Here is a 16,031-nt window from a genome sequence, read left to right on the forward strand (position 1 = left end):
GATCAAAAATAGAAAAATTCATACAAAGAAACGCCAAAACCGACATTTGCCGGAGTTGGCGTTTCTTAATTAGGGACTTATTTTACAGCCCCTTTTTTGTTGTTACAAAGCATCCGCAAGAAGCTGCTGGTGACAGGTTCTTTAGGTGTAATTTGAAATGCAGATTCGAATATACCGCAAACTATCAGGGCAAATCATTCGTTGACAAGCCTGGTAAGGGGTGTTAGGGGGACTTGGAATTTCCTGATATATTTAGCAACGCAGGCACAGGGATGTGCCTGCGAGGTGCATCTGAGCATGGATGCGAATATGCACCGGTTGCAGGAAGAAAAGCATGTAGTGGAAATTCTTAGTACCCCTTTCAGCCCTTACGTGGTCTTGATGCGTAATGAATTGCCCAGATAGTTTATGGTTAAATATCTGCAGGAAACTACAGTGGCAGACTTTGCAACTCCAAAATTTCTTGACGAATCGAAAAAAGGAGCGTATAACAAATATTCGGAAAAAAGAAAGAAAAGAGCGTGTAATAGAATGGAACAGAAGAAAATGGTGCTACGGGGAGAAGCAGCACTTATCATTGCAGTAATAATAAACAGTCTTGGTGTATTATTGATGTTGCAGTCCGGTTCGGGAATTTCGGCAATATCCAGCGTACCATATGCATTTCATCAGGTGTTTCCAAAACTGACATTAGGAACGTGGACATACATATTTCAGGGCTTATTAGTTCTTTCTTTGATGATTATGAGAAAGAAATTTGTGCCTTCCTACTTATTCAGCTTTGTGGTAGGATTTGCATTTGGCGAAATGATGGATGTGCATGAGCTCTGGATTACAAGACTTCCGCTTAATATTCCGCTTCGGATACTTTATTTTGCACTGAGTTATCTGATTATCTGCATTGGAATTGCATTATCCAATCGATGCAAACTTCCAATTATTCCAACGGATTTATTCCCGAGAGAAGTGGCAGATATTACGAAAGTACCGTATGCCAGAATCAAAATCGGATTCGATGTAATTTGTCTTTTGGTAACTGCCGGTATGACATATTTTTGCCTGGGAAAAATCATGGGACTGGGTATCGGAACCATTGCGGCAGCATTTACCATGGGAAAAGGAATCGCTATTGTTGGAAACTGGATGGATAAGAAAGTTACCTTTACTTCTATATTAGAAACAATGGAAAAGAAACGGAACATTGCTTTATAACATATAAAATAATATTGGTTATAAAAAGAAAAAGCAGGGTGTCAAGAAAAAATACTTGACACCCTGCCTGCTTTATAGTATGATAGCTAAGGTCGCAAGGAGTGAGAGCATGGAAGAAAAAGTAGAACAGGCTTATTTATATGATTTTTATGGAGAGCTGCTCAATGAACATCAGAGAAGAATCTACGAAGATTTCGTGTTCAATGATTTATCTTTAGGCGAGATAGCTTCCTGCGAGGGCATCAGCCGCCAGGGTGTACATGACCTGATTAAGCGGTGTAATAAGATGCTGGAAGGCTATGAAGAGAAGCTTCATCTGGTGAAGAAATTCTTAGAGACGAAGCAGAAGGTAGAAGAGATTAACAAATTAGCGGAAAGCTTCCGGGCAGGACGCAAGGATACAGTAATTGATGAAATAGAGAGAATTTCGGGAGAAATATTGGAGGAGCTGTAATATGGCATTTGACAGTCTTTCACAGAAACTTCAAAATGTATTTAAGAATCTTCGCAGTAAGGGAAGGCTTACGGAAGATGATGTGAAGGCAGCACTGAAAGAAGTAAAGATGGCTCTGCTTGAAGCAGATGTTAACTTTAAGGTAGTAAAACAGTTTACCAAAGCGGTGCAGGAGCGTGCAATCGGTTCCGATGTAATGAACGGACTGAATCCTGGACAGATGGTAATTAAAATTGTAAATGAAGAGATGGTTAAGCTCATGGGTTCCGAGACAACGGAGATAGCACTTCGCCCGGGACAGCAGATTACCGTTATTATGATGGTAGGTCTTCAGGGAGCTGGTAAAACCACCACAACCGCCAAGATTGCAGGTAAGTTAAAGCAGAAGGGCAAGAAACCACTGCTGGCAGCCTGTGATGTGTATCGTCCGGCTGCTATTGAGCAGTTGAAAATCAATGGAGAGAAGCAGGAAGTTGAAGTATTCTCCATGGGCGATAAGAATAAGCCGGTAAATATTGCAAAAGCGGCAGTTGAGCATGCAGCAAAGAATGGCAATCAGGTTGTAATCTTAGATACCGCCGGACGTCTTCATGTAGATGAAGATATGATGGATGAGTTGATTGAGATAAAAGAAAATGTCGATGTGGCACAGACCATTTTGGTTGTAGATGCCATGACCGGACAGGATGCCGTAAATGTGGCAGGAACGTTCGACGAGAAGATTGGAATTGACGGAGTCGTATTGACGAAGTTAGACGGTGATACCCGGGGTGGAGCAGCATTATCCATCCGTGCGGTAACCGGAAAGCCGATTCTTTATGTTGGTATGGGTGAGAAACTTTCCGATTTGGAACAGTTCTATCCGGACCGTATGGCAAGCAGAATTCTTGGCATGGGCGATGTGCTTACATTGATTGAAAAAGCACAGAGTGAGATTGATATAGATGAAGAGAAAGCCAAAGACATGCAGCAGCGTCTGAAGAAAGCAGACTTTACCTTTGATGATTATCTGCTTTCCATGGAACAGATGAAGAAAATGGGCGGTCTTGGTAATATTCTTGGAATGCTGCCAGGACTGGGCGGCGGAAAGATGCCGGATATTGATGAAGGTGAAGCTGAGAAAAATATGGCACGTACAACAGCCATCATCTATTCCATGACAAAGAAGGAAAGAAGTAATCCTTCACTTTTGAATCCGAGCCGTAAGCACCGGATTGCAAAAGGTGCAGGCGTAGATATTAGTGAAGTAAACCGTCTGGTAAAGCAGTTTGAACAGGCGAAGAAAATGATGAAACAGATGCCCGGACTTATGGGTGGACGTGGACGCGGTGGTAAAATGGGAAAATTCAAGTTTCCTTTTTAACATATAAGCATTTGCTTAGGATAGCATAATTCAAGGAGGTGAAACAGTAATGGCAGTAAAGATTAGATTAAGAAGATTAGGACAGAAAAAGGCTCCTTTCTATAGAATCGTAGTTGCAGATTCCCGTTCCCCAAGAGATGGAAAATGCATCGAAGAGATTGGAACTTATGACCCAACTAAGGATCCTAGTGAGTACCATGTAAATGAAGAACTGGCTAAGAAATGGTTAGCAAACGGCGCACAGCCAACAGAAACCGTAAACCGTATCTTCAAAGCAACCGGTATCGTAAAATAGTGAGGTGTACCTATGAAGGAATTAGTAGAAGTAATTGCAAAATCACTTGTAGATTACCCGGATGAGGTCAATGTCACAGAGACAGAGAACGAGAAAGCCATCGTATTGGAACTGCGCGTAGCTCAGTCCGACATGGGTAAGGTAATCGGAAAACAGGGACGCATTGCAAAGGCAATCCGTTCTGTTGTGAAAGCAGCAGCCTCAAAAGAAAACAAAAAAGTAATCGTTGATATTATGTAATAATATCGATGACATAAAAGGAAGCAGCAGAGTAATCTGTTGCTTCCTTTTTATCTATATGCTAATAATTATGCACAGGAATTCGTTCCTGTGCACTTTTCCATCTTGTCCCATTGTGCGACATATGTTAAAATACAAAAAAGCATACATTAATACAATCGAAATAGCAAATTCTATTATTCAAATCTTGTTTCATTTTGAACATGACATTTCTGTATCTATCTATGCTTTTATTCACTAATTAATCAAAAAAGCAGGAGAGGTACAGCAGTGGATTTTGTAGCAATGGTTCTCCTGCCACATACAAGGAGAACTTGCCTATGACAAGAGAAACAACTGAAAACACACCGGTAGCAAACCGTAAATTCAAGGACACTATTTTTCGCATGCTATTTTCGGAAAAGGAAGCTTTGCTGTCACTTTATAATGCGGTTAATGGCAGTAATTATACGGATGCAGATGCACTGGAAATTGTAACTTTAGAAAATGCTATTTATATGGGAATGAAGAATGACCTGGCTTTTATTCTGGATATGAATCTTTATCTATATGAACATCAATCCACAATAAATCCGAACATTCCGCTTCGGGATTTATTTTATATTGCAGCAGAATACCAGAGGCTTGTAGATAAGAAATCCCTATATTCTTCTGCATTACAGAAAATTCCCAATCCCCATTTTATTGTATTTTATAACGGAAGCATGCCGATAGAGGATTGTTGTACCAGACGGCTGTCAGATGCGTTTTATCATGCAACAGACAATCCATCTTTGGAGCTTGTTGTTACCACATTTAATGTGAATGTGGGGCACAACACGGAGTTAATGTCCCAGTGCCAGATATTGAGGGAATATTCCATTTATGTCGCAAAAGTGCGTGTTTTTACGGAACAGATGCCAGTAGATGCTGCTGTACAAAAAGCAGTTGCAGAATGCATCCATGAAAATATTCTGGCAGATTTCCTTAGGAAAAATCAGGCGGAGGTAATTGCTATGAGTATATTTGAATATGACAAAGAGGAAGAGGAAAAGAAATTAAGGAAAGCAGAATTTGAGGCAGGAGTCGAGCATGGAATAGAGCAGAGTTTAGTTTCACTTGTAATAAAGAAAATGAAAAAAGGAAAATCTGTAGAAGAAATTGCGGATATGCTAGAAGAAACTCCGGAAAAAATTCAAAATATATATGAACTGGCAAGAGATATGGCACCAGACTATGATGTAGAGAAAATCTGTGGACAATTGTCAGGATAAAAAGATAAAACTGTAAGTTTTTTCTAGGGGAAATAAAGAAAAGCAGTTATATAGTTTCATAAAAAGTGCACAGGAATTCGTTCCTGTGCACTTTTTAACAATTTTACTTATGCGCGAAAACCGTAGTCGGTATACATTTCTTCGCAATATTTGCAGCGATAGGTTTCTTCATTTTCATCTGTGAGCAGGAAAATCTGGTCTAATTCCTGTTCGATGGAAGTGATGCAGCGTGGGTTCTTGCAACGGATTACATTTTTTACCTGCTTTGGAAGGTGCAGTTCTTTTTTCTCAACGATTTTATCGCCTTTGATAATATTTACGGTAATATTGTGGTCGATAAAACCTAAAATATCTAAGTCTAAGGCATCAATCGGGCATTCTACTTTGATGATGTCCTTTTTTCCCATTTTATTGCTTTTGGCATTTTTGATAATAGCAACGGTACAGTCTAACTTGTCCAGCTTTAAATTATGATAGATAGAAAGGCTCATACCGGCTTTGATATGGTCGAGAACGAAACCTTCATGAATTCCACTGATATTTAACATATTGATTACCTCCATTTTAATAGTGTAAGAATCAGAGCCATTCGCACATAGACACCGTACTGTGCCTGACGGAAATAAGCAGCTCTTGGGTCATCATCTACTTCTACGGATATTTCATTGACACGAGGAAGTGGATGAAGAACATACATATCGTCCTTGGCAAGTTTCATTTTTTCCTTGTCTAATATGTAATAGTTTTTCAGACGGACATAATCTTCTTCATTGAAGAAACGTTCCTTCTGCACTCTTGTCATATAAAGAATATCAAGTTTTGGCATTGCATCATCCAGTCTTGTTACTTCTTCAAACGGAATATTATTTTTTACCAGAACGTCTTCGCGGATATAGTCCGGAATTTTAAGTTCTTCCGGAGAAATAAGAACGAAGCGGATTCCGGGATAACGAATCAGTGCATTAATCAGAGAGTGAACAGTCCGGCCGAATTTTAAATCACCGCATAAACCGATTGTCATATTGTCTAATTTTCCTTTTAAAGAACGAATGGTTAATAAATCAGTTAATGTCTGGGTTGGATGTTGATGACCGCCATCACCGGCGTTGATTACTGGAATAGAAGATTTCTGGGAAGCTACGAGAGGTGCCCCTTCCTTTGGATGACGCATGGCACATATATCTGCGTAACAGGAAATGATTCGGATAGTATCGGAAACACTTTCGCCTTTTGCTGCGGATGAACTGTCTGCACTGGCAAAACCAAGAACAGAACCACCAAGGTTTAACATGGCAGCTTCAAAACTAAGACGGGTACGGGTACTTGGTTCATAGAAACAGGTCGCAAGTTTCATGCCATCACAGGCATGTGCATATTTTTGTGGATTTTTTTCAATATCACCTGCTAAATCCAGCAGTTGATCCAGCTCCTCTACAGATAAATCGAGGGGACTCATTAAGTGTCGCATAAGATTCCTCCTGTATGATGTTTTTAGTAATGTCATCTAGGCATTTTTACTATCATATAATAATAAAATATAAAATTCAAGGTAAAATATAAAGACGCAATATTCTGAAATTTGAAAAATTTTTCAGTATATGATAAAGTAGGGTATCATAAGGTGATGCAAAGAGAAGGAGAGCAAAAATGATTGAGGAAAGAAATGACATGCAGATGGACTTTGATGAGGATGCCCAGTACACAGAACGCAAGAGAATACTCTTTTTCGGTCTGCCATGGACCTTTACCAAATATAACATCAAACCAAGTGTAATTACTGTAGATGCAGGCTTATTCAAAATTGAAGAAAATGACTGCTATATGTATAAGGTACAGGATGTAAAATTAACGGCAACTTTGCTGGAGCGGATGTTCGGACTTGGAACTGTAATCTGTTATACCGGAGATGTTACCACACCGGAGCTTCGGCTGACACATATCAAACATTCCAGGGAAGTAAAAAATTACATCTTAAAAGCATCCGAAATTGCAAGAATGAAACGCCGTACTTTAAATACGTTAGATATTGGAGCTGGCGCAGATATTGATGATTTAGACTCATAAGCGTAACAGGACATTGCAGGATTCAGGCATCGCACGGACTTAATAAAGAAGTTCCGTGCGATGCTGTTTTATGCAGGAAAGGGGATTTAAGATTTTCTCCGGGAAACAGTGGTAACACGTTCAAATAGGAGACCTGCCATCATCCAGAGAGGCGCATAGTCTAAGCGGATGACACCGTTGATATTGGTTTTGGCATTGCTGTAATCCCATGGACAGATGCCCTTTTTCTTTAAGAAGGTTCCGGTCAGATACTCACAGACAAAGATACCGGCAGAGTAAATGGAACCCCGGAAGATGGCAGGCAGTTTATGAATGTGCTTATAAACCGGCGGAATAACCGCCGCCATGCCATAAATCGGGAACATCCAGATAGAAGTATGCCCCGTCAGTTTAAAATTGTTATTGCGGATAGAATCAAGGGAGGTGAAGATAATTTCCATGCACCAGCCCGTGAGTCCGCATATCATAAAATTATTCTTCATCATAAGAAAAGTATCTCCTTTGAATTTAGAAAAATACTATGAAATTATGAAACAGGGATGGAATGCAACTGGTAATTTTTGTGTGTGAAATAACTGGGTGTTCACGAAAGGACGAATGCATGATAAGGACTGTTAGAAGCACTTGGAATTCTGTATAAAAACAGGCAACGCTGACACATGGATGTGGCAGCGAAGCGCATATGAACATGGATGTGAATTTGCGCTGGTTGCCGGAACAAATCATAACAATATCAGAATTCTTAGTGCTTCTTACAGGTCATTATGTTGCATTCGGATTTCGTGAACATCCGGTTATTTCGATTACACAATAAATACATTCGCAGCATTACCCTGTTTCGTGATTTCATAAAATATCTGTAAGAAATTATGAAATCTTTCATAAATAAAAAGTGGAAAACTTGTAAAAACCCACCCGGTAGCATATAATGATAAAAGTGTATTTTTAAGGATACGTCTATGGCATATCTTAAGGATTTACTAAAGCAGGTTACATATATTTGTACACGGGGAACGATGGATTGTAAGGTGACACATATCTGCCATGATTCCAGACAGGTGGTCAGAGGAAGCATGTTTATCTGCCTTGCGGGAAGCAGGGAAGATGGGCATGATTATCTTGCTCAGGCAATTCGTAAAGGAGCAGCAGTTTGTGTAGTATCAAAGCATGTCTGGGTGGAAGGTGATGTGACAGTCATCCGGGTACGCAATACCAGTGAAGCCATGGCATGGATAGCCAGAAATTATTATGGTGCACCGGCAGAAGCCATGCAGATGATAGGAATTACCGGAACAAAAGGAAAGACCACGACGGCCTGTATGCTGTATCAGATGTTAAAGGAAGCCGGGGTAAAATGCGGACTGATCGGAACTCTTGGCATACGAAGAAGCGATGGATTAAAAAAGCCAGGCAGCAATACGACACCAGATGCCCTGGTATTACAGAAGGAACTGCGGGAAATGGCGGATGCCGGATGCAGTTGTTGTGTGATGGAAGTATCCTCCCAGGGACTGAAGCATTACCGGGTGGAAGGAATCACCTTTGCCATTGGAATTTATACTAATCTGTCCATGGACCATATCGGACCGGGGGAGCATCGGAGTTTTCGGGAGTATGCCTGCTGTAAAAAACGGCTTTTTGAGCGTAGCCGGATGATTTGTATCAATGCAGATGATAAATATCATGGTTTTATGACAGCGAATCTTGAGGCTCCGGTTTATACTTATGGAATCGAACAACCCTGCGATGTAAAAGCGGAGCATATCGTATATGAAAGAAGCAGTCGTGGATTAAATGTCACATATCAGACAACCGGGTGGATAAAGGATGAAATCGTATTAAAAATGCCCGGAACTGCCAATGTATATAATTCCCTTGCTGCCATGGAAGCAGCATATCTCCTTGGAATTTCCCCGGAGACGATAAGGAAAACCTTAAGAAATGTTTCAGTAAAAGGAAGAATTGAAGAAGTAAGAATTTCAGATAAATTTGATGTAGTCATTGATTATGCCCATAATGCGGCAAGTCTGGAATCCCTGATAAAGACATTGCGGCAGTATCAGCCCAAGCGTCTGGTATTATTGTTTGGCTGCGGTGGAAACCGTTCTCCGCTGCGGAGGTTTCAGATGGGTGAGACAGCCGGAAGACTTTCGGATGTCACGATATTGACATCGGATAATCCAAGATATGAAAAGCCGGAGGCAATCCTTTCTGACATCGAACAGGGAATGAAGAGAACGAAAGGAAAGTATAAAATTATCCCGGATAGAAGAGAAGCCATTTCTTATGCTATTTCCCAGGCACAGGAGGGCGATTTGATTGTAGTGGCAGGAAAAGGTCATGAAGAGTATCAGGAGATAGAAGGACATTTTTATCCGATGAACGAACGGGAAATGATAGAGAACAGTATATGAGGTGAATCTATGGCAAAATATGCCAATATCATAATTGATATTTCTCATGAAAAATTAGATAAAACTTTTCAGTATCGGATTCCACCGGAAATAAAGGATGAGATAACGGAAGGAATGCAGGTCATTGTTCCCTTTGGAAACCGGACGATAAAGGGCTACGTGATAGAACTGACAGATAAAGCAGAATTTGACACGGCAAAATTAAAGGACATTAAAGCTGTTGATAACAATGCCATGCAAATCGAATCACAGTTTATTGCCTTGGCAGCATGGATGCGTAAAAATTATGGCGGAACCATGAACCAGGCATTAAAGACAGTGATTCCGATTAAAGAGAAAGCAAAGGAAAAAAAGAGCCGTCTGGTGCGTCTTGTACTTCCCTTTAACGAGGCGGCAAGCCTTTTGGAAGAATTGAAAAGAAAGCACAGAACTGCTAGGGCAAGACTGTTAGAAGCACTGTTAGAAGAAACTGTCTTAAGTTATGATGTAATAACCAAAAAGCTTCATATTACGGCAGATGTCATCAAAGCAATGATGCAGCAGGGCGTTATAACGGTAGAAGAAGTGCGGACTTACCGTAACCCTGTCCGTACACAGGAGAAGGGAGCCTATACCCTGACCTTAAATGCAATGCAGCAAAAAGTGGTGGATGCAGTGATAGAAAATGCCAGAACAGAAAAGAAGCCGTGCCTCATTCACGGAGTGACCGGAAGCGGTAAGACAGAAGTCTACATGGAGCTGATTGCAGAAGCTGCCGGCAGGGGAAAGCAGTCCATCGTATTAATTCCGGAGATTGCACTGACCTATCAGACGGTGATGCGGTTTTACCATAGGTTTGGCGACCGGGTTTCCATTATGAATTCGAAACTGTCACCGGGAGAGCGTTCCGACCAGTTTGAACGGGCAAAAAAAGGTGAAATTGATGTTATGATTGGCCCTCGTTCTGCTTTGTTCACACCTTTTTCAAATCTTGGGTATATTATAATAGATGAAGAGCATGAGGGCACTTATAAAAGTGAGACGATACCAAGGTATCATGCAAGGGAAACCGCAATAGAGCGGGCGAGAATGTCCGGTGCCACCGTGATTTTAGGCTCGGCGACCCCTTCCATAGAAAGCTTTTATCATGCGAAAAAGGGTGATTATTTACTCCTTTCCATGGATAAGCGGGTGAAGGAAAAGCCACTGCCGCAATGTGAAATTGTGGACTTAAGAGAAGAATTAAAGGCAAGAAACTTTTCGATTTTAAGCAGAAGCCTTCATAAAAAAATAGAGCAGCGGTTATTGCGGAAAGAACAGGTTATGCTATTTATTAACCGCAGGGGAATGGCAGGCTTTGTATCCTGCCGTGCCTGTGGTCATGTAATGAAATGTCCCCACTGTGATGTGTCATTGCATGCACATAATAATGGAAAACTGATATGTCACTATTGTGGTTATGAGCAAAATCATGTTAAGATATGTCCGAACTGTGGTTCAAAATATATCAGTGGTTTTAAAGCCGGAACCCAGAAAATTGAGGAACTGGTAAAAAAAGAATTTCCTAAGGCAAGGATTCTTCGGATGGATTTTGATACCACAAGAAGCAAAGACAGCTATGAGAAAATCCTCTCCGCATTTGCCAATCAGGAAGCAGATATCCTGATTGGAACCCAGATGATTGTAAAAGGACATGATTTTCCAAATGTAACATTAGTAGGAGTGCTGGCGGCAGACTTATCTCTTTATGTATCCGATTATCATGCCGCTGAGAGAACCTTTCAGCTTCTGACCCAGGCAGCCGGAAGGGCAGGACGAGGTGAGAAACCGGGAGAGGTCATTATCCAGACTTATAATCCGGAGCACTATAGCGTCATCTGTGCAAAGAATCAGGATTATAACCAGTTCTATGAAGAGGAAATTTTCTACCGGCAGGCAATGCGTTATCCGCCGGTATGGCATATGCTGGTTGTGCTTTGTGCATCAAAAGAAGAAGCAGAAGCCTATGCATGTGCAAAAGAGCTTGCAGATACCATGGAAAAAGTGCAGGCTGATAAAAAGCTTCAGATGATTGGACCAGCAGATGCAGCAGTAGCCAAGGTAAATGACATTTATAAAAAAGTACTTTATTTCAAACACCCGGATTATGGTGTGTTGATTCAGATAAAAGATAAAGTAGAACAGCTTATGGAAGAAAAACAGGGAGTAAAAAATATATCGGTGCAATTTGATTTTGACCCGGTAAATGGCTTTTAGAGAAAGGAATTTAAGGAGGAAGCAAAAATGGCATTAAGACAGATTCGGACCGTAGGAGATCCGGTATTGACAAAGACCTGTAAAGAAATTAAAGAGATAACACCAAAGATTTTAGAACTGGCAGATGATATGTTAGAAACCATGTATGAAGCCAATGGTGTGGGACTTGCTGCACCGCAGGTTGGAATCTTAAAGAGAATGGTAGTTATTGATATCGGAGATGGCCCGATTCTTATGATTAATCCTGAGATTATCGAGACTTCCGGAACCCAGACTGGAGATGAAGGCTGCTTAAGTCTTCCGGGCAAGGCAGGAACAGTTACAAGACCAAATTATGTAAAAGCCCGTGCATTTAATGAAGATGGTGATGAATATGAGATTGAGGGAACAGAGCTTTTAGCAAGAGCAATCTGTCATGAATTAGACCATCTGGATGGACATATGTATATGGAAAAAGTAGAGGGCGAGCTTCATGACGTAGTCTATGAGGAGGGCTAGAAATGAAAGTAATATTTATGGGAACACCGGATTTTGCGGTGGGTACATTAGAGGCAATTGTGGCAGCAGGCCATGAAGTAGTGCTTGCGGTAACACAGCCGGATAAACCCAAGGGAAGAGGAAAGAGCATGCAGTATCCTCCGGTAAAGGAAGCTGCAATCGCCTATGGAATTGAAGTGTATCAGCCGGAGCGGGTACGTCGCCTAGAATGCATAGAATATCTGGCAAAATATCAGCCGGACATCATTGTGGTAGCAGCCTTTGGACAGATACTTCCAAAAGAAATTTTAGAGATGCCAAAATATGGCTGTATCAATGTCCATGCATCCCTGCTTCCAAAATACCGTGGGGCTGCACCAATCCAGTGGGCAGTAATCAATGGAGAGAAGGCTTCCGGCGTAACGATTATGCGTATGGATGAAGGCCTGGATACCGGAGATATGATAGCATCTGTGGCTGTGGAACTGGATGCACAGGAGACCGGTGGCAGCCTTTTTGATAAATTGCAGGATGCTGGGGCACGATTATGTGTAGAAACCATGAAATCCATTGAAGATGGTACAGCAGTGTATACACCACAGGATAATGAGATTGCAACGCATACCAAAATGATTCAGAAGTCATTGGGAAAGATTAACTGGTCTTTATCTGCAGTGCAGATTGAGAGGCTGATTCGTGGACTGAATCCATGGCCGAGTGCCTATACTTACCTTTCCGGTAAGACATTGAAAATCTGGAAGGCAACGGTACATCCGGGCAATACGGATGCTGCACCGGGAACAGTGGTAAAGGCAGACAAACAGAGCCTTGTCATACAGACAGGCGTTGACCGTCTTTCGCTGGAAGAAGTGCAGTTAGAAGGAAAAAAGCGTATGCCGGTTGCTGATTTCTTACGTGGATTTACAATTGAAAACGGAACGGTGCTTGGAACAAAACAGCAATAAAAAGGAGGAATTCATATGCCATATTATTATTGGTGGGACCCGACTTATTTCTTAGTAATTATTGGTGCAGTAATCTGCCTTCTGGCATCTGCCCATGTAAACAATACGTTTAAAAAATATTCAAAATACCGCAGTATGTCCGGAATGACAGGTGCACAGGCGGCACAGAGAATCTTAAATGCAGCAGGCATTTATGATGTGGAAATCCGCCATATTTCCGGAAAGCTTACCGACCATTATGACCCGAGAAATAAGACCTTAAGTCTTTCAGACAGTGTCTATGGTTCGACATCTGTTGCAGCGGTTGGTGTAGCAGCCCATGAGTGTGGACATGCTATCCAGCATCAGAAGAATTATGCACCGCTTACCATTCGTGGTGCCATTGTTCCGGTAGCCAATATCGGTTCTACACTGGCATGGCCGCTGATTCTGATTGGATTATTTATCAGCAGCCGTAGTGGTCAGGCATTGATTACAGCAGGAATCATCTGCTTTTCACTGGCAGTATTATTTCAGATTGTAACACTTCCGGTAGAATTTAATGCATCGAGAAGAGCAGTAAGAATCCTTGGAGAGACAGGAATCTTAGGAGAACAGGAACTGGGCTATACGAGAAAAGTTTTAGGAGCTGCAGCGTTAACTTATGTAGCGGGAGCAGCTTCAGCGATTCTTCAGTTACTGCGTCTGATTTTATTATTTGGAGGACGACGGGATGACTGATTCGGTGAACAGCCGGGAACTGGTGCTTGCAATTTTGCTGGCGGTAACAAAGGATGGCATATACAGTCATGTGGCGATTTCTGATGTACTGACCAAATATCAGTATCTTGAGAAACAGGAGCGCAGCTTTATTACCAGAGTCAGCGAGGGCACATTGGAGCGCATGCTGGAACTTGATTATATTATCAATCAGTTTTCCAGTGTGAAGGTGAATAAAATGAAGCCGGTAATCCGTTGTATTATCCGGAGTGCCGTCTATGAAATGAAATATATGGACAGTGTTCCGGTATCGGCTTCCTGCAACGAAGCAGTAAAGCTTGCAAAGAAAAAAGGCTTTGGAAAGCTTTCCGGATTTGTCAATGGAGTGCTTCGGAATATCGGAAGAAATCTTGATAAGATTGCATACCCGGATAAGAAAAAAGCTTATAAACAGTATTTATCCGTAACCTGTTCCATCCCGGAATGGATGATTACGCTCTGGGAGAAAAATTATTCTCTGGAACGGATTGAAAAGATAGCAGAAGCATTTTTGAAAGAAGAACCACTGACCATAAGATGTAATCTTACGAAGATTACACCGGAAGTATTGATGAAGCGTTTAAAAAATCGTGGTATGGAAGTGAACATAGATGAAAAACTTCCTTATGCATTGCATGTAAGAGGTGTGGATTATCTTGGCAGCATTCCGGAATTTGCGGAAGGACTTTTTTATGTGCAGGATTTAAGCTCCATGAAGGTGGCTGAGGCGGCAGAGGTAAAAGCAAATGATACTGTCATTGATGTGTGCGGAGCACCCGGTGGAAAGAGTATACATATTGCACAGCTGCTTTCCGGCAGTGGAAGGGTCATCACCAGGGATGTCAGTGAGTATAAAGTCTCTTTGATAGAAGAGAATATCAGACGTCATCAGGTGACCAATATGACAGCCGAGCAGTGGGATGCCCGTGTATCAGATAAAGGCAGTATCGGAAAAGCAGATGTAGTTATTGCCGATTTACCATGTTCCGGACTGGGTGTGCTCCGGAAGAAACCGGACATCAAATACCGGATGCAGCCGGAAGAGATCAAGTCACTGATCGCATTACAGCGGGAGATTTTATCCACGGTTCATCAGTATGTGAAGCCGGGTGGCAGAATGATTTACAGTACCTGCACCATTGATGCGGGAGAGAATGAAGAAAATGTTGCATGGTTTACGGCAAATCATAAAGAATTTGAAGTAGAAAGCATGGAACAGATTCTGCCGGATGAATTAGGCAGTGACGGATTTTTCATTGCCAGATTAAGGAAACAGAATGTATGATAGAAAAAGTTGATGTAAAATCCTTGAATTTAAAAGAATTAGAAGAATTTCTTTTGTCTCTGGGAGAGAAGAAATTCCGGGCAAAGCAGATATATGAATGGATGCACATCCATCATGTCACCTCCTTTGATGAAATGACAAATCTTTCGAAGAATTTAAGGGAGACATTAAAAGAGAAAGCAGACCTTATAGTATTAGAAGAAGAACTGGTACAGATTTCGAAGATTGACGGAACGAGAAAGTACTTATTTGCATTGGCAGATGGGAATATGATAGAAAGTGTGCTGATGAAATATAAGCATGGCAATTCCGTATGTGTTTCTTCCCAGGTGGGCTGCCGTATGGGCTGCCGTTTCTGTGCATCAACACTGGACGGATTGGTGCGAAATCTGACACCATCGGAAATCTTAGAGCAGATATACCGGATTCAGGAGAGCATCGGAGAACGTATTTCCAATGTGGTAGTCATGGGAAGCGGAGAACCTATGGATAATTATGATAATATTGTAAAATTCATTGAACTGCTGACAGACGAGCATGGACTTCATATCAGCCAGAGAAATCTTACGGTATCTACCTGTGGACTGGTGCCACGGATGAAGCAGCTCGCTGATTTGAAGCTTCAGATTACACTGGCACTTTCCCTGCATGCATCCTCACAGGAAAAGAGGAAAGAGCTGATGCCGGTTGCCAACAGTTATGAGCTTTCCGAGGTCTTAGATGCCTGCAGATATTATTTTGACAAGACAGGACGAAGAATCACTTTTGAGTACAGTCTGGTGGGCGGCGTCAATGATACGGATGAGGATGCAGAGCGGCTGGTTAAGCTGGTTTCCGGCATGAACTGCCACATTAATCTGATTCCGGTAAATCCCATTAAAGAGCGGGATTATGTGCAGTCAGACCATGAGGAAATCCTCAAATTTAAAAATAAACTTGAAAAAAACGGAATTAATGTTACTATTAGAAGGGAAATGGGCAGAGATATTGATGGTGCCTGTGGACAGTTAAGAAAGAAATTTTTAGAAAGGTAGGT

At 41.6% G+C, this 16,031-nt stretch carries 18 protein-coding genes; 15 read left to right on the forward strand and 3 right to left on the reverse strand.

The window, feature by feature from the left end:
* From OCV43_RS09280 to OCV43_RS09310, 7 genes are all read left to right on the forward strand, one after another.
* Positions 1–227, forward strand: a 227-nt coding sequence (locus OCV43_RS09280; RefSeq protein WP_262623928.1) for a hypothetical protein, incomplete at its 5' end; no start/stop codon positions are given.
* A 304-nt stretch (positions 228–531) separates the two neighbouring features.
* Positions 532–1,212 (forward strand): DUF6198 family protein, encoded by a 681-nt coding sequence (locus tag OCV43_RS09285; protein ID WP_262623929.1) that lies wholly within the window; start codon positions 532–534, stop codon positions 1,210–1,212.
* 109 nt (positions 1,213–1,321) lie between these two features.
* Positions 1,322–1,666 (forward strand): YlxM family DNA-binding protein, encoded by a 345-nt coding sequence (ylxM, locus tag OCV43_RS09290; protein WP_117946616.1) that lies wholly within the window; start codon positions 1,322–1,324, stop codon positions 1,664–1,666.
* A 1-nt stretch (position 1,667) separates the two neighbouring features.
* Positions 1,668–3,029, forward strand: coding sequence for a signal recognition particle protein (gene ffh, locus OCV43_RS09295; protein ID WP_262623930.1), 1,362 nt, complete (start codon positions 1,668–1,670; stop codon positions 3,027–3,029).
* A 49-nt stretch (positions 3,030–3,078) separates the two neighbouring features.
* Positions 3,079–3,324, forward strand: coding sequence for a 30S ribosomal protein S16 (gene rpsP, locus OCV43_RS09300; protein ID WP_022243187.1), 246 nt, complete (start codon positions 3,079–3,081; stop codon positions 3,322–3,324).
* A gap of 12 nt (positions 3,325–3,336) precedes the next feature.
* Positions 3,337–3,564 (forward strand): KH domain-containing protein, encoded by a 228-nt coding sequence (locus OCV43_RS09305; RefSeq protein ID WP_022243186.1) that lies wholly within the window; start codon positions 3,337–3,339, stop codon positions 3,562–3,564.
* Between the two features lie 320 nt (positions 3,565–3,884).
* The gene (locus OCV43_RS09310; protein WP_262623931.1) at positions 3,885–4,817 is read left to right on the forward strand and encodes a hypothetical protein; all 933 of its coding nucleotides are present in this window, start codon (positions 3,885–3,887) and stop codon (positions 4,815–4,817) included.
* Between the two features lie 107 nt (positions 4,818–4,924).
* On the opposite strand, the gene OCV43_RS09315 is transcribed toward OCV43_RS09310, so the two are convergent.
* Together OCV43_RS09315 and pyrB are read right to left on the reverse strand one after the other, a co-directional pair.
* Positions 4,925–5,365, reverse strand: coding sequence for an aspartate carbamoyltransferase regulatory subunit (locus OCV43_RS09315; protein ID WP_117840865.1), 441 nt, complete (start codon positions 5,363–5,365; stop codon positions 4,925–4,927).
* A 5-nt stretch (positions 5,366–5,370) separates the two neighbouring features.
* Positions 5,371–6,285: an aspartate carbamoyltransferase gene (pyrB, locus tag OCV43_RS09320; protein ID WP_022243183.1), complete on the reverse strand. Its 915-nt coding sequence runs from the start codon at positions 6,283–6,285 to the stop codon at positions 5,371–5,373.
* A 179-nt stretch (positions 6,286–6,464) separates the two neighbouring features.
* On the opposite strand from pyrB, the gene OCV43_RS09325 reads away from it, so the two are divergent.
* Positions 6,465–6,881 carry a PH domain-containing protein gene (locus OCV43_RS09325; RefSeq protein ID WP_022243182.1) on the forward strand — a complete coding sequence of 139 codons (417 nt, stop codon included), beginning with the start codon at positions 6,465–6,467 and terminating at the stop codon, positions 6,879–6,881.
* Between the two features lie 86 nt (positions 6,882–6,967).
* Here the strand turns inward: OCV43_RS09325 and OCV43_RS09330 are convergent, their stop codons facing one another.
* Complete coding sequence (locus OCV43_RS09330) at positions 6,968–7,366, reverse strand: putative ABC transporter permease (protein WP_262623932.1); 399 nt, start codon at positions 7,364–7,366, stop codon at positions 6,968–6,970.
* Positions 7,367–7,840: 474 nt separating this feature from the next.
* Here OCV43_RS09330 and OCV43_RS09335 point away from each other — a divergent pair, with 474 nt between their 5' ends.
* From OCV43_RS09335 to rlmN, 7 genes are read left to right on the forward strand one after another with little or no spacing between them, the layout of a single operon-like run.
* On the forward strand, positions 7,841–9,295 hold the full coding sequence (locus OCV43_RS09335; protein ID WP_022243180.1) for a UDP-N-acetylmuramoyl-L-alanyl-D-glutamate--2,6-diaminopimelate ligase: 1,455 nt from the start codon (positions 7,841–7,843) through the stop codon (positions 9,293–9,295).
* Between the two features lie 9 nt (positions 9,296–9,304).
* Positions 9,305–11,530 (forward strand): replication restart helicase PriA, encoded by a 2,226-nt coding sequence (gene priA, locus OCV43_RS09340; protein WP_262623933.1) that lies wholly within the window; start codon positions 9,305–9,307, stop codon positions 11,528–11,530.
* A 27-nt stretch (positions 11,531–11,557) separates the two neighbouring features.
* Positions 11,558–12,028: a peptide deformylase gene (gene def, locus OCV43_RS09345; protein ID WP_117698487.1), complete on the forward strand. Its 471-nt coding sequence runs from the start codon at positions 11,558–11,560 to the stop codon at positions 12,026–12,028.
* 2 nt (positions 12,029–12,030) lie between these two features.
* Complete coding sequence (gene fmt, locus OCV43_RS09350) at positions 12,031–12,972, forward strand: methionyl-tRNA formyltransferase (protein ID WP_262623934.1); 942 nt, start codon at positions 12,031–12,033, stop codon at positions 12,970–12,972.
* 15 nt (positions 12,973–12,987) lie between these two features.
* Complete coding sequence (locus OCV43_RS09355) at positions 12,988–13,692, forward strand: zinc metallopeptidase (protein WP_262623935.1); 705 nt, start codon at positions 12,988–12,990, stop codon at positions 13,690–13,692.
* Positions 13,685–14,995, forward strand: coding sequence for a 16S rRNA (cytosine(967)-C(5))-methyltransferase RsmB (rsmB, locus tag OCV43_RS09360; protein WP_262623936.1), 1,311 nt, complete (start codon positions 13,685–13,687; stop codon positions 14,993–14,995). Before OCV43_RS09355 ends, rsmB begins: the two co-directional genes overlap by 8 nt.
* Complete coding sequence (gene rlmN, locus OCV43_RS09365) at positions 14,992–16,029, forward strand: dual-specificity RNA methyltransferase RlmN (RefSeq protein ID WP_022243174.1); 1,038 nt, start codon at positions 14,992–14,994, stop codon at positions 16,027–16,029. The genes rsmB and rlmN overlap by 4 nt, the downstream gene beginning before the upstream one ends.
* The last annotated feature ends 2 nt before the right edge of the window (positions 16,030–16,031 follow it).

It is taken from the genome of Roseburia amylophila (assembly GCF_025567465.1).
In the GTDB taxonomy this organism is placed as follows: domain Bacteria; phylum Bacillota; class Clostridia; order Lachnospirales; family Lachnospiraceae; genus Roseburia_C; species Roseburia_C amylophila.

Coding starts and splice junctions, on each gene's coding strand:
- OCV43_RS09310 (WP_262623931.1), top strand. CDS start 3,885: ATGACAAGAGAAACAACTGAAAACACACCGGTAGCAAACCGTAAATTC.
- fmt (WP_262623934.1), top strand. CDS start 12,031: ATGAAAGTAATATTTATGGGAACACCGGATTTTGCGGTGGGTACATTA.
- pyrB (WP_022243183.1), bottom strand. CDS start 6,285: ATGCGACACTTAATGAGTCCCCTCGATTTATCTGTAGAGGAGCTGGAT.
- OCV43_RS09305 (WP_022243186.1), top strand. CDS start 3,337: ATGAAGGAATTAGTAGAAGTAATTGCAAAATCACTTGTAGATTACCCG.
- rsmB (WP_262623936.1), top strand. CDS start 13,685: ATGACTGATTCGGTGAACAGCCGGGAACTGGTGCTTGCAATTTTGCTG.
- ffh (WP_262623930.1), top strand. CDS start 1,668: ATGGCATTTGACAGTCTTTCACAGAAACTTCAAAATGTATTTAAGAAT.
- def (WP_117698487.1), top strand. CDS start 11,558: ATGGCATTAAGACAGATTCGGACCGTAGGAGATCCGGTATTGACAAAG.
- OCV43_RS09330 (WP_262623932.1), bottom strand. CDS start 7,366: ATGATGAAGAATAATTTTATGATATGCGGACTCACGGGCTGGTGCATG.
- rpsP (WP_022243187.1), top strand. CDS start 3,079: ATGGCAGTAAAGATTAGATTAAGAAGATTAGGACAGAAAAAGGCTCCT.
- ylxM (WP_117946616.1), top strand. CDS start 1,322: ATGGAAGAAAAAGTAGAACAGGCTTATTTATATGATTTTTATGGAGAG.
- OCV43_RS09325 (WP_022243182.1), top strand. CDS start 6,465: ATGATTGAGGAAAGAAATGACATGCAGATGGACTTTGATGAGGATGCC.
- OCV43_RS09315 (WP_117840865.1), bottom strand. CDS start 5,365: ATGTTAAATATCAGTGGAATTCATGAAGGTTTCGTTCTCGACCATATC.
- OCV43_RS09285 (WP_262623929.1), top strand. CDS start 532: ATGGAACAGAAGAAAATGGTGCTACGGGGAGAAGCAGCACTTATCATT.
- OCV43_RS09355 (WP_262623935.1), top strand. CDS start 12,988: ATGCCATATTATTATTGGTGGGACCCGACTTATTTCTTAGTAATTATT.
- priA (WP_262623933.1), top strand. CDS start 9,305: ATGGCAAAATATGCCAATATCATAATTGATATTTCTCATGAAAAATTA.
- OCV43_RS09335 (WP_022243180.1), top strand. CDS start 7,841: ATGGCATATCTTAAGGATTTACTAAAGCAGGTTACATATATTTGTACA.
- rlmN (WP_022243174.1), top strand. CDS start 14,992: ATGATAGAAAAAGTTGATGTAAAATCCTTGAATTTAAAAGAATTAGAA.